9 protein-coding genes and 1 pseudogene are annotated in these 13,702 nt (G+C 39.8%); 7 read left to right on the top strand and 3 right to left on the bottom strand.

The genetic code is table 11. The features are described from left to right. A pseudogene (locus PSI06_RS19655) lies at positions 1-637 on the top strand (hypothetical protein); the annotation flags it as partial. 8 nt (positions 638-645) lie between these two features. Here the strand turns inward: PSI06_RS19655 and PSI06_RS19650 are convergent. From PSI06_RS19650 to PSI06_RS19640, 3 genes are all read right to left on the bottom strand, one after another. Further along, on the bottom strand, positions 646-1,917 hold the full coding sequence (locus tag PSI06_RS19650) for an O-acetylhomoserine aminocarboxypropyltransferase/cysteine synthase family protein (protein WP_273604682.1): 1,272 nt from the start codon (positions 1,915-1,917) through the stop codon (positions 646-648). Between the two features lie 338 nt (positions 1,918-2,255). Beyond that, positions 2,256-4,328, bottom strand: a complete 2,073-nt coding sequence (locus PSI06_RS19645) for a sensor domain-containing protein (protein ID WP_273604681.1) — start codon at positions 4,326-4,328, stop codon at positions 2,256-2,258. 142 nt (positions 4,329-4,470) lie between these two features. Then, on the bottom strand, positions 4,471-6,261 hold the full coding sequence (locus PSI06_RS19640) for a M61 family metallopeptidase (protein WP_273605060.1): 1,791 nt from the start codon (positions 6,259-6,261) through the stop codon (positions 4,471-4,473). Between the two features lie 228 nt (positions 6,262-6,489). Here PSI06_RS19640 and PSI06_RS19635 point away from each other — a divergent pair, with 228 nt between their 5' ends. From PSI06_RS19635 to PSI06_RS19610, 6 genes are all read left to right on the top strand, one after another. Then, positions 6,490-8,001, top strand: a complete 1,512-nt coding sequence (locus PSI06_RS19635) for a GGDEF domain-containing protein (protein WP_273605061.1) — start codon at positions 6,490-6,492, stop codon at positions 7,999-8,001. 79 nt (positions 8,002-8,080) lie between these two features. Beyond that, the gene (gene ppnN, locus PSI06_RS19630) at positions 8,081-9,424 is read left to right on the top strand and encodes a nucleotide 5'-monophosphate nucleosidase PpnN (RefSeq protein ID WP_004586396.1); all 1,344 of its coding nucleotides are present in this window, start codon (positions 8,081-8,083) and stop codon (positions 9,422-9,424) included. Positions 9,425-9,434: 10 nt separating this feature from the next. Next, positions 9,435-10,208, top strand: a complete 774-nt coding sequence (gene xni, locus PSI06_RS19625; protein ID WP_273604679.1) for a flap endonuclease Xni — start codon at positions 9,435-9,437, stop codon at positions 10,206-10,208. Between the two features lie 69 nt (positions 10,209-10,277). Beyond that, a complete protein-coding gene (locus PSI06_RS19620) occupies positions 10,278-10,664 on the top strand; it encodes a DUF3192 domain-containing protein (protein ID WP_273604678.1) in 387 nt (128 codons plus the stop codon). Between the two features lie 6 nt (positions 10,665-10,670). Then, the gene (locus PSI06_RS19615) at positions 10,671-12,359 is read left to right on the top strand and encodes a hypothetical protein (RefSeq protein ID WP_273604677.1); all 1,689 of its coding nucleotides are present in this window, start codon (positions 10,671-10,673) and stop codon (positions 12,357-12,359) included. 189 nt (positions 12,360-12,548) lie between these two features. Beyond that, the gene (locus PSI06_RS19610) at positions 12,549-13,556 is read left to right on the top strand and encodes an isocitrate dehydrogenase (RefSeq protein WP_004586400.1); all 1,008 of its coding nucleotides are present in this window, start codon (positions 12,549-12,551) and stop codon (positions 13,554-13,556) included. The last annotated feature ends 146 nt before the right edge of the window (positions 13,557-13,702 follow it).

Genomic DNA, 13,702 nt, shown 5'->3' with positions numbered 1-13,702 from the left:
TTCCATGTCCCGTCTGTTAACATTAATCTTGGCATGTAGGTTCGGTGTAAAGTTTTCTGGCGAATTCAATTATACCTTATCTTCATGCTGTTTGTTTTTCATACCACAAAGATCAACACGCCCTAATGACAGCATTCATAATGCGATAAAAAATATTGAGCAGCTACAGCAGCCCTGGCAGCTTATTAAACTCGCCGCTTATGAAAACCGCACTCGCCCTATTGCCTATCAACAAAACCTAAATAACCACCAGCAATTAGTCATACATAAAAAGCTAATGACCGGCTGTTGTGCTACGGCAATAAGCTATGAAGGGGCTAAGCAATTACTTAAAGCCACTGCTCAATTTGGCCGCCCTGTAGATTGCGACTTACAACATATTTGGGAAACCCGCGTAAATGGTTTTTCGCTTATGCCATACCCTGTTTCGCAAAATACAGACATACAGAGCGATATTGCAAGCTGCGCAACTAAAACCAAGGTTAAAAAAGCTTTTTTTAAACGTAAGTTTCAACAATTACACAGCCGCGTTTTAAATAAACTTTATACAAATGCATTTATAAAACAAACCAAGCAAATTAAACCTAATAAAAAAGGCGCTACAAAAGCACCTTCTTTACTCACGCAAGGTTCTTAATTTTATAACTATGCTTTATCTAGCGCTTGGCTTACATCGGCAATAATATCGGCAATGTTTTCAATACCGACCGATAGGCGAATTAAATCACGGCTCACACCTGCGTTTGCAAGCTCTTCATCATTTAATTGGCGGTGTGTGGTTGACGCTGGGTGACAAGCCAGCGATTTAGCATCGCCAATATTAACTAAGCGTAAAATCATGTTTAGCGCATCAATAAAACGAGTACCCGCTTCTAGGCCACCAGCAATACCAAAGCTTAAAATACCCGATGCTTTACCACTGGTAATTTTTTGGCTCATTTCGTTATACGGGCTTGATTTAAGCCCTGCGTAATTAACCCAAAGCACTTTTGGATTATTTTCTAAATACTCAGCTAGCTGCTGTGCATTCTCGCAGTGGCGATCCATTCTTAAGCCTAAGGTTTCAAGGCCAATTAAAATGTCAGATGCGTTTTTAGGCGCAAGCGCTGCGCCAGTATTTCTAAGTGGCACTACTCTACAACGTCCAATAAATGCAGCTTCAGCAAAAGCTTCGGTATAAACCACATTGTGATACGACGGATCGGGCTCGTTCATCATTGCAAAGCGCGTGGCATTCGCTTTCCAATCAAATTTACCTGAATCAACAATCATGCCGCCAATAGCAGTACCGTGCCCGTTTATATACTTTGTCAGTGAATGAACCACTATATCGGCACCTAACTCAAATGGGCGGCATAAATACGGTGTAGCTACAGTATTATCAACAATAAGTGGCACCCCTTTACTATGAGCAATGTTAGCTAAACGCTCAATATCGACAATATTACCTGCGGGGTTACCAATGGACTCACAAAATACTGCGCGGGTATTATCATCAATAGCGTCTTCAAAGGCGCTAAAATCATCAGCTTTAATCATGCGTGCTTCAATACCTTGGCGCGGTAACGTATGAGCAAATAAGTTATATGTACCGCCATATACTTGGCTGGTGCTCACAATATTAGTGCCTACTTCACACAAGCATTGAATAGCATAGGTAATAGCTGCCATGCCCGAGGCTACCGCTAGCGCGCCAATGCCCCCTTCCATTGCAGCAATACGCTGTTCAAGCACGGCATTGGTTGGGTTCATAATACGAGTATAAATATTGCCTGGTACTTTTAAGTCGAATAAATCAGCGCCATGCTGCGTATTATCAAACGTGTAAGATGAGGTATTATAAATAGGCACTGCTGCTGATTTAGTGGTTTCTTCAGACTCGTAACCATGGTGCAGTGCTAATGACTCTAGTTTCATAATTATTTCCTTCAATATTGTGATGATTAAACCTAGCATTATTAGCTTATAAAATGCACATGAATTAAATTAATGAATTATGAGTGTCAGGGGGATTAAAGTTTGCGGGATGAGTTTTACTCAATCTAGTGGGTATTTTATTTAACTACGTAGGTTTTGTTTTACCAAAACACCAAAGCAGTAGCAGTAGCAGTAGCAGTAGCAGTAGCAGTAAAGCCTATCATATTAATGTGTAGCGTTATTTGGCTAAAGGGTTTAAATACTAAATGCGGTGGGCGGCTCAATTTACGCTATTTAAAGCTCAATGGGTTTTAGGTTAACACTTATAATAAATATACTTATAACGCTTTAAAATCAAGTAACTGTAATGCAGGCAGTGGTTTACTAAAGTAGTAACCTTGAATCAGATCGCAATTTAGCTCGGCTAGTAGTTTTTGTTGTGCTGATGTTTCTACGCCTTCAGCTACCACACTTAAGCCTAAGCTATGCGACATTGCAATTGTGGCTTTAACTAAGCTGTAGTCTTCTTGGTTTTCGGTAATACCACAAATAAAGCTGCGATCTATTTTTAATACCTCAAACGGATACTGCCTTAAATAGCTAAGCGATGAGTAGCCTGTGCCAAAGTCATCCATGGATAGTTTAATACCGAGCTTATTAAGTGCATACAATGACTCTGTAATATTGGTTTGTACGCTCATTAACACGCCTTCGGTTATTTCAAGCTCGACATTTTTAGCACTTACTCCGGTTTTTTCTAACGTGCTTGCTATAAAAATTAGCAGCTCTGAATCTCTAAATTGGCTTGGTGATAAATTAATTGCCATGTTGTAGTTTTGTTGAGAGCTTGCCTGCCACTGCGTTAAAAATGCTAATGCCTGCTCAATAACAAACTTTCCAATAGGAATAATTAAACCTGTTTGCTCTGCTAACGGAATAAACTCATCGGGCATAACCTTACCAAGCACACTATTGTTCCAGCGTAATAGCGCCTCAGCCCCAATTATTTTAAGTGTTTTAGCATCGCATTTAGGTTGGAAATACAATTCAAATTCATTTTTTTCAAGAGCAACATGCATCTGCTCTTCTATTGCTAACCGCCTTTTTATGGCGGTATTCATTTCGCTGGTAAAGCAGGCGTAGGTGTTTCTGCCAAGCGCTTTTGCTTGGTACATTGCTGTGTCTGCATGGCGTAATAAATCAGAGGCTGTTACCCCATTATCGGGGTACAAAGCCACGCCAATACTTAACGTTAATAACAATTCGCGGCCATCTATTTCAAAGGGAGTTCTAAAGCTTTTAAGTAAGCGTGTAACAATCGCATCTAGCTGTTTTTTACTGCGAAGCTCTGATTGTAGAATAATAAATTCATCGCCCCCTAACCTGCCTACGGTCGCGTTTTCATTAACTATTTGGCTCAGTTTATTAGCGGCGCTGATAAGTAATGAATCGCCAATTTCATGCCCGAGTGTGTCGTTTACTTTTTTAAAGTCATCTAAGTCGATAAAAATAACAGCGGCTAAAGTATTTTTTTCGCTCGCAGTGTTAATCAGCTGAGTAAGTCGTTTTAAAGAATAAAAACGATTAGGGAGTAGCGTTAAGCTATCGTAATAGGCTTGTTTACGTATAAGTTTGTTTGACTCATGCTGCTCTGTTATGTCGCGAATTATCACCATGACTTGGTCTGAATGATGTAAATAACTCACTCGCGCTTCGAAATACAACACGCCTTTGGGTACTAAAAGTTCGTATTCAAAGCATACATTACCTTTGTGAATTAACAGCTCTTGAATATTCTCTTTAAACATTTTGGCTACAGTATAGGGCAATACGCTAAACATCGATTTATTTAAAAATTGCTCAGGCTGTAAATGTAAGTTGCTCAAATCATTTGCATGGTAATCAGCTATGGTGCCATCCGGTTTGAGTAAAAAGTACAAATCAGGAATGGCTTCAAATACTTTTTCGAGCATCTGCTGTTTATCCATAGCTTGCGCTTGTGCTTGTTTTACATCGCTCAAGTCTATGTCTATGCAGTACATCTGTTTTACCCCATGCTGATTTGTAAACATAACATGGCTTGAAAACACAGTAACATTGCTGCCATTTTGATGCTGTAATGTAAGCTCAGCCGCGGGTATTTCGATATCGTTTATGAGCCACTCACGATGAGCATCTATAACCGCATCTTGCATTGGGGGCGGAATAATTAAATCTTCTAGTTTTTTTCCGGTTGCGTACTCTTTTGTATAGCCATAAAGCAGCTCACTGCCTTTATTCCAATAAATAACGCGGCGCTGCTCATCGTATCCTTGCACAGAAATACTGTGTATCGCATCAAATAACTGATGCAGCGGATCGTTAAGCACAAATTGATGTGAGAGGATTTGAGTGGTTTTTAATGACTTCATTTATACGCAACCTAGAGTCGTTATTAACACAATAATAGGACGTACTCTTAAAATTAGCACTTTTAGGTTGGTTTTTAAGTGATATACCTTTGCATAAGATATAAAAAAGGAGCCAAAGCTCCTTTAATAAAACGCTATTATGTTAATCAGCTTGCACATTAATGGGGTGCTCTACCCCCATCCATGCTTTAAATAAGGCCCGTTGAGATAAAGTTGCATTTTTATCAGCAACCACCTTTTTTGGTTTATCATAATCTTGCGATAAAACGAGGGTTGTCGATTGGAGCGCATCGCGACGAATAAAATCGATAGTGACTTTTTCACCCGCTTTAAATACTTCTAAGCTCGATTTTAAATCTTTTCCTACATGCTGCTTGTTAACCGCCACAATTTTATCGTCTGTTGTGAGGCCCGCCTGCCATGCTGCTCCGCCTCTGCGAACGTGGGTAAGCGCTAATAACTCACCGCTATTTTTTGCAGTGGCATCAATGCTTGCTAATGGCTTAGCGCTCTCAGGACGAGTAAGCTTTAAGCCAACTTTACCTAATAAAGCATCAAAATCTATATTAGCTGGGGTGCTCACGTTATCGTGCCACCACGTTGTGTAGTCTTCACCTGTTAGCTCTTTTAATATTGCCAGTACATCTTGCTCAGTAAACCCTTGTGGTAACGTGTGCTTGTTGTATAAAGCGTTGTGTACTTGGCGGTAATTAACTTTTGCCTGGGTTGTTTCTAATAAATGTATATCGAGCAACATAGAAAGCAATGAGCCTTCTAAATATATATTGGTGCTGTAATTACGCGCGTGGTCGCCGCCTTGGTTTATCCATTTATCAAAGCTTGTTTCACTGGCACTTTGTACTTCTCGACCTGGTGTTTGTAAGTGGCGATTAATCGTTTTACTCATCACTTTAAAAAACTCATCGGTGGTTTCTATGCCTGAGCGCACTAATAGATGATCTTCAAAGTAGCTAGTAGAACCTTCCGAAATCCATAATAAATTTGAGTAGTTCATGTTGGTGTAATCATAAGGGGCCAGCCCTTTAGGGCGGTAAGCTTTTACATTCCAGGTATGAATAAATTCATGCGCGGCGGTACTTATAAAGCCTAAGTAGTCTTCGCGGCTACCAAAACGATTCCGTGGGCGCTGTATAATGGTTGAGTTTAAATGCTCAGTTGCCCCGCCAGCACCCGATGTAGCATGCACCATAAATACATAACGCTCATACGGGTAGCTATTCCAAATAACATTACCTGTGGTCACTAATTTTTTTAAATCAGTAAGCATTAGTTGCTCATCGTAGTTGCCTTCGCCCCATATAACTAATTCGTATTGGCGGCCATCTGCTTCAAATTTATGAAGTTTGTTAATTCCTGTCTCTATTGGTGAGTCTACCAGTACATCGTAATCTGCGGCTTTAAAACTGTGTTTATTACTCGCATTTTCCATGCCTGATACAGAGCGCCACGCTTTAGGCACCTTTAAATCTACGGTAACTGGCTCTTGGCGAAACGATTCACTAAACATAAAAAAGCCAGATGCATCAATAAAGGCATGGCTATCGTCTATATGGCGTGCACGTTTACCTAACTCGTTTGCATATACTTGGTAATCAATATTCACGTGTGTTGGCTCAGCTAAATGCACTCGCCATGTGCTGTGGTTAATTTTTTCCCATTTTAATGCATTGCCATTGTCGTCTGTGGCCGCAAAGTAACGTACCCCATTGGCTAAATTTAATATTTCGTAGCGCCCAGTGCGCCATGCAGGCAATTTAACATCGATATGCGATTGCGCCGACTTTGGAAACTCTACACTTACATTACCTAAATGATGTTGTGGCTGTGTAATACTTAAAGAATAATTTACATCGGCTAACGCAGGGGCTGCACAACAGGCCGCTAACATTGACAGGACAAAACGCTTTTTCATAATGACTCAAGGTTACTTATTATTTGAAATAAGCCTAACAAGGCATAAATTAAAAGTGAATTAAAAACGACAAACAACCTAATAGCTCAGTTTACATGCAGGGTCTAAGTAAAAATGCTAAGTTTTTAATTAGATAACTACACTTAATATGATTTTGTTGTAAACTGAAGGTAATGTAATTAATACGATGGCGGTATGCTTAGGTGTCTGAAAACTCTAACGCTGTAGATAAAAAAGTTAAAGCAAGCAATTGAAGCAAGGGTAGCCATTGAAAATGCGCGTAAGCTCCAAGTTGATACTTTATCAAATCTAACTGCAAAACTGTCTTTAAGCTGTAAAGGGCTTGATATTGAGCTTGATAATAAACTCGCCAAATTTAGAAGTTCGCTAAATAAAGGTGTCGGGTTTGAAATATTATCCCCTTTAATAGATGACATTTTATTGTTACTGCAAAACCAAGAGGCGTTACAAACAGCCCATCAGCGAGAGCTGTTTTCGAGCGTACAAACAGTCGGTAAGCTTTTACAAAAAACCAAAGGCTTACCAGATGATACCCGTCGCACCTTAAGACATTTACTCGACCACGAAATTAATAATGTACAGTCTACGCACGACTACATCCCGATATTAAATCAGCTTATTAACTTTTATCACCACGCTTTGCATAGCAAGCTTTCAACCACGGATGAAACAAGCACCAATGCTTCTCCTCGTATGGCTAAAAAGCTGTTAGAGCTTGCAAATGAGCTGGTGTTAGAGGATGAATCGACAGAACAAATTAAACAAATAAAAAATGCAATTACCGAAAACGATAATGTAGAAGCCCTGCTACAAGCTGCTTTAAATATAATAAGCGTCGTGGTCAAAAATATCAGTAAAGAGCGCCAATCGGCACAAAGCTTTTTAGTCTCGCTTAACCAAACATTAGAAGAGTTGCACTCATCAATTGTATCTACCAGCCAGCACTCTAAATCAATGGGGGAAGAGTTCGATACACTAAATAAACGTATTGAAGGAAAAATAAAGCATTTAAACGAGCAAACCCAATCTGCTACGTCTATTTCCTCTTTAAAAGAATTAGTTGATAACGAGCTAAAATCACTCAGCCAAGACTTTATTGCTAAAGAGCAGCTAGAAAGAAAAGACCGCGAAACGCTGATTGCCAGCTTTGATGAAATTAACCAGCGAATCGGCAGCTTAGAAGGCAAACTAACCAAATATAAAAAACGCCTAAACGAGCAACGCTTTAAAAGCTTACTCGACAGCCTTACAAAACTTCCTAATAGAGCGGCTTTTGATGAACGTTACAATCACGAGCTTCACTTATTTAATGTCCAAGCCTCGGATGTTACCCTAGTGGTTATTGATGTGGATCACTTTAAGTCAATTAATGATAGATTTGGTCATACTGCAGGCGATATAACCTTACAAGTTATTGCAAAGGCGCTGCAAAAATCAGTAAGGCAGTCTGATTTTATAGCCCGCTACGGCGGAGAAGAATTTGTACTACTTATGCCTGAGCTTTCGTTGTTAAACGCAGCGCAGCCGCTTGAAAAACTTAGAAAAGTGATTAAAAATATTCCTTTTAAATTTAGAGAAAAAGAAATAGAAATCACCATTTCGTTAGGCGCTACACAATTTAAAAAAGGCGATACACCGCTCAAAGCATTCGACAGAGCAGATGACGCCCTTTATGAAGCAAAGAAAACGGGTCGGGATCGCCTTTGTATGAGTAAATAATGTCATAATTCTCAATTAGTTTGAGTGCTAAAGTAGATGACATGCAGTTTTTACATTTTAAGCAGCAAGGAGAATGCCGATGTTAATACAGTTAAACCCGACTGGGGTTTTAGATTTACTGTCACAATTGGAAGTTGATTTATTAGAGCAATCTTCAGCCAGTGAACGTTATCGACTTTTTAGAAACTGTGCCTTAGCCGTCCTTAACGTAGGCAGCCACACAGACGCAAGTAATGAAATTTACGACAAATACCAAGACTTTGATATTCGTTTAGTCAGTCGCGAGCGCGGCATTAAAATTGAATTAGAAAACCCTCCCGAAACCGCCTTTGTTGATGGCGAAATAATTACCGGTATTCACGAGCATATTTTTTCGGTGATCCGCGATATTTTATTTATTTGCCAAAAGTACGAAAAAGATCTTAAAGAACAAAAAGCCATTACCCACATGGTATTTGATATGCTTAGAAACGCCGGCGCGCTGCGCGTTAACAGCGAACCAAATATGATTGTGTGTTGGGGTGGACATTCAATTAACGAAATAGAATATAAATACACAAAACAAGTAGGTTACGAGCTTGGCTTACGTGGTTTAAATATATGCACTGGCTGTGGCCCGGGGGCAATGAAAGGCCCGATGAAAGGTGCCACTATTGGCCATGCTAAACAACGAATTAGCGAAAACCGTTATCTTGGTTTAACCGAGCCTAGTATAATTGCCGCAGAGCCACCAAACCCTATTGTAAATGAGCTGGTGATTTTACCCGACATTGAAAAGCGCCTTGAAGCATTTATTAGAACGGCGCATGCAATTATTATATTCCCAGGTGGTGCAGGTACTGCAGAAGAATTACTTTATTTATTAGGTATTTTGCTGCATCCAGATAACGAAAAACAGTGTTTGCCTGTTATTTTAACCGGCCCTAAAGAAAGCGAAGCGTACTTTAGCGAGTTATGTAAGTTTGTAGAGCTGACATTAGGCAAAGAAGCCCTTGATAAGTTTGAAGTAATCATTGATGATCCAGCGCTAGTAGGGCAAAAATTAAAATCAGCTATGGCAAATGTACGTAATTACCGTAAAAGCCAAGGCGATGCCTACTACTTTAACTGGACACTTAAAATCGATAACGATTTTCAGCAACCTTTTGCACCTACGCACGAAAACATGGCAAGTTTAGATTTGCACCTAGAACAGCCCAAGCAGCAATTAGCGGCTAACCTACGTAGAGCGTTTTCGGGGATTGTTGCTGGCAATGTTAAAGATGAAGGCCTACGCGCTATAAAAGCACATGGACCTTATGTGTTAAGTGGTGAGCCTGATTTAATGAAAGATATGGATAAACTATTACAAGCATTTGTAGACCAAGGTCGTATGAAGTTACCCGGTAGTAAGTATATCCCTTGTTATGAAATAAAAGCATGAGTTTGACTATTTGAAACCCCATTTACTTTTAATTGATGCGCTTAATTTAATTAGGCGCATTTACGCAGTTGACGCTAACCAAACACACCATAGTGAAGAGCAGATGCTAAAGGCCAGTTGCGCGCGCGTAGCACATGCTTGCAAAAAGCTTTTACAGTCAACAAATGCCACTCACGCTATAGCTGTTTTTGATGGCGACAAAAGCTGGCGCTACCACTTTTATAATCAATATAAACACTCTAGGGCCCCCATGCCCGACACGCTTAAAAATGCGCTGCACAACTTTAAAGAAGCTATAGAGCAAACGGGTATCGTTGTATTTGAACCGCTTAACGATGAAGCCGACGATATCATAGCCACCTTAGCCGACAAAGCTGCAAAAAATAAGATAAACAGTACCATTGTTTCTACCGATAAGGGTTTTTTACCTTTTTTGAACGACTATATTTGTGTGTACGATTATTTTAAAAAGACCTACCTAGATTGCAACAGCATTGAGCAGCGTTTTGGTATTGAACAAAGTAAACTTATTGATTTTTGGGCCTTAGCGGGCGATAAAACTAACGATGTACCCGGCGTTAAAGGTATAGGGACTAAATCGGCTCAGCTTATTGTAAATACCTACGAAAGCATAGATAGCGCCATAGAAGATGATGCCCTATCAAGCAGTATTCACAAAAAGCTAGTTGAGCAAAAAGACATGTATGTTATTTCTAAACAATTAGTAACTTTGCGTACCGATATACAGCTAAGTTTTAGTTTAAAGCAGTTAAGGTTGCATTAGTCGCATGTTGATAGCACTGTTTAAGCGCACAACATATACTCACTGTATTGTTGCGAGTGTGAGTTAAAAATGATTAAAAAGTTTATAAGATACTTAATATTAGGGTTAGGCTTGTATGCACTCGTTGCGACTTTAGTGATCACCTTTTATAAAGATGACCCGCAAGCAATGATTTGGCAAGACCGTGAGGCTTTTAACGAGCGCTACATAAGAAAGCTGTCAATTGATGAGGCGGTTACCTTAAACAGTGTACTCGATTATTTAGGAAGCCCCGATTTAACCTATGCCAAACGTAATAAAGACCAAGTATGGCAGATTGTTTTTTACCGTACTCAGCACCAAACTTCAGATGGCATAACTACGATGGATGAATGCACCGGCTTATTATTTAAAAATGGTGAGTTATTTTTATGGGGCCCCAGCGCCTATACAACTTATCAGGAAAAGATCAGGTGATGGCCAATGGATGAGCCTATTTCAAAACAGTTAGTGCGGTTACTGCATAACACACATCAAATACTAACAATTTATAGTGACAAAACGCAGTGGCAACATCTTTATCCGCTTGTTGTACAAACAGCCCAGCATTATCGCGTTTTGTATCAGCAACACCCGCACGCTTTACAAGCGCGTTTAAGCTTGTACACCAGCCACTACGACTTTGCTACAAACCTTGTTATTAACCAATGTGTTATTAGCACAGCACTGTGCGCTAGCCAACAGTTTGATGATGAACTAACCGAGCTTTATATTGGTGTTGCATTGGTAGAGCATTGCTGCGTTGTAGCGCAGCATAATAAAATTGCGCAGCAGCAAATGCTTACACTCAGCGATAAAAAAATATGGCGTTTTCGCCATCAGCTAGCAGCAAAAGTATTGCTCAGTGCACAGCACCCTACCCAAAATAGCGTGCGTATGTTGGCTAAACTAAATAAGTATAAGCAAGCGTTACTAAGCACTAGCGACATAATGCTATATGACAATGCCATAACCTTGTGTGCATTAAGTAATATTATCGCGATGAACATCACCTATACATCGAAAAAGAACCCATTAAATTTTTACAAAGCTTTGGGTGAATTGTATGTCAAAACAGCTAACCCATTTGCGCAAAGGTTAATTAAGGATTTAATAGCGCATATAGGCCCACACCTGCCAGGCAGTAAAATTGTTTACAGCGACCAAGCAATGGTTTATCTAGCAAGTGATGAGACTAATAAGCATATACTTATTAATGCCAATAATGAGAAAAAACTGGCGTGGTACAAGGTTAAAACCTCACTTAAAGATCAACCAATGCAATGGCTATGTACTGATAAACGGGTATTATTTTTAGCCTGGAACAATGAGCACCTGGTACGTAAAGCCCCGGCGCAGATAAGTTCAAAGGCCGAATTAATAGCGTTAGTGAGTCATATAAAAGTAGCGCATGAATATAGTTTTAAAGGCTTAGATAAGTTACTGGCCCCTTTTAGTGAAATAACACAGAAGCTCTGCCAAGCAGTCAGGCCCTATAACAATCAGCACCAAGCCGCCAAAGACTTACGCCATAGCTTGTCGATGGTCGGCTACGATAATGCACCGGCGATTATTCAGCGGGTTATATTTGAGCAATTAGTGGATACATCACATCATCCGCACAAACACATCGTACTGAATAAACTTAATAGCTTTATTAGTATTTTAGCTTTAATGGTAAGTAATAACCCAAAACAGCAATTCGAACATATAGCCTTGCCCATCTATGGTTACGTGCATTATTTATTAACCCATTGCAGTGCACAGGTCTGTGCAAAAGTAACCATAAGTAGCGTGCCTAACCAAACCTATAGTGCCCCATTAGCAGCCTTTTTTGGGGTGGAAACGATTAATAATGAACATTTAAATACAGAATTAACACAACTACTGAGTGATAATCCATGGACCAAGCCCCTACTCGATGCTGAACAACAACCTAAAAAAGAGCTAAACGAGCAGCACAAATTATGGATTAGTTTAAAGGTCGTAGCGCAAACTATTTTTAAACCCGCTCTGCCTTTAACGCCTTGGCAAAAACAAACTTTAAATGCGCAGCTAAAAGCACAAGGCTTTAAATCTGAGGATGATTTTTTTGCGCAACTGCAAGGCTTATCGCTATATAACAGCATTTAAGTCACTTATGCTGACTATAATCGCAGGTTATACCCTGTATTTATAGTATAAACTGGCAAAATGGGCGATAAGTTGGTATAAATGCGCCCTCAAAATATATCCACATGCGTCACATAAATGACCTAACAAGCAGTTACTATTATTAGTAATAAATTATGTGCGTTTTTTATTCTTTTAAAGGAAAAGTCAATGGCCAAACAAACCATCACAGTGATCAAAGGCGACGGCATCGGTCCGAGCATTATCGACTCAGCACTTGAAATATTAAAAGCCGCAGGTTGCGATTTTGATTATGAATTTGTTGATGCAGGCCTTGCTGCACTAGAAAAAACTGGCGAGCTACTTCCCCAAGAAACAATTGATACAATCGCTAAAAACAAAATCACTCTTAAAGGTCCTTTAACGACGCCGGTAGGTGAAGGTTTTACGTCTATTAACGTAACATTACGTAAGCAGTTTGGTTTATACGCAAACGTACGCCCTGTTAAATCATTTGTTGGTACTAAAGCACGTTACGATGATATCGATATCATTACTATTCGTGAAAATACCCAAGGTATGTACTCAGGTTTAGGCCAAGTAGTAAGCGAAGACGGTAACGAAGCAGAAGCTAAATCTGTAATTACTCGCGAAGGCGCTGAGAAAATCATCACTTTTGCCTACGAGTTAGCAGTACGTGAAGGCCGTAAAAAAGTAACCGCAGTACACAAAGCAAATATCTTAAAATCTACCTCTGGCTTATTTTTAAAAGTTGCACGTGAAGTTGCTGAGCGTTACCCGCAAATTGAATCAACTGAAATGATTGTTGACGCTACATGTATGAAGCTAGTTATGACACCAGAAGAGTTTGACGTTGTAGTAACAACTAACTTATTTGGCGACATTTTATCTGATCTTTGTGCTGGTTTAGTTGGCGGTTTAGGTATGGCACCAGGTGCAAACATTGGTGAAGATGCTGCTATTTTTGAAGCCGTTCACGGAAGTGCACCAGATATTGCTGGCAAAAACCTAGCAAACCCTACTTCAGTAATTTTAGCGTCTATCCAAATGCTTGAGCACTTAGATATGGGCGACACGGCTGAGCGTATTCGTAGCGCAGTAGCTGATGTAATTAAATCTGGCGATCGCACAACTCGTGATTTGGGCGGCAGCCACGGTACAACTGATTTCACTCAATCAGTAATCGACCGTTTATAATTTAACAAGGTTAATCTTGTTGTCCCGTCCTGAAATAGGTTGACGGTTTTAATGAAAGACTTGGTGCGAAAGCGCCAGGTCTTTTTTATGCACTTGATTTGGTGTTTTCATATCCAAACTTAAGTGCGGTCGCATTTCATTGTATA

This window comes from Pseudoalteromonas sp. GABNS16E, from assembly GCF_028598715.1.
In the GTDB taxonomy this organism is placed as follows: domain Bacteria; phylum Pseudomonadota; class Gammaproteobacteria; order Enterobacterales; family Alteromonadaceae; genus Pseudoalteromonas; species Pseudoalteromonas atlantica.
This window is presented reverse-complemented; position numbering and strand designations above follow the sequence as displayed.

Coding starts and splice junctions, on each gene's coding strand:
- ppnN (WP_004586396.1), top strand. CDS start 8,081: ATGTTAATACAGTTAAACCCGACTGGGGTTTTAGATTTACTGTCACAA.
- PSI06_RS19615 (WP_273604677.1), top strand. CDS start 10,671: ATGGATGAGCCTATTTCAAAACAGTTAGTGCGGTTACTGCATAACACA.
- PSI06_RS19650 (WP_273604682.1), bottom strand. CDS start 1,917: ATGAAACTAGAGTCATTAGCACTGCACCATGGTTACGAGTCTGAAGAA.
- PSI06_RS19645 (WP_273604681.1), bottom strand. CDS start 4,328: ATGAAGTCATTAAAAACCACTCAAATCCTCTCACATCAATTTGTGCTT.
- PSI06_RS19640 (WP_273605060.1), bottom strand. CDS start 6,261: ATGAAAAAGCGTTTTGTCCTGTCAATGTTAGCGGCCTGTTGTGCAGCC.
- PSI06_RS19610 (WP_004586400.1), top strand. CDS start 12,549: ATGGCCAAACAAACCATCACAGTGATCAAAGGCGACGGCATCGGTCCG.
- PSI06_RS19620 (WP_273604678.1), top strand. CDS start 10,278: ATGATTAAAAAGTTTATAAGATACTTAATATTAGGGTTAGGCTTGTAT.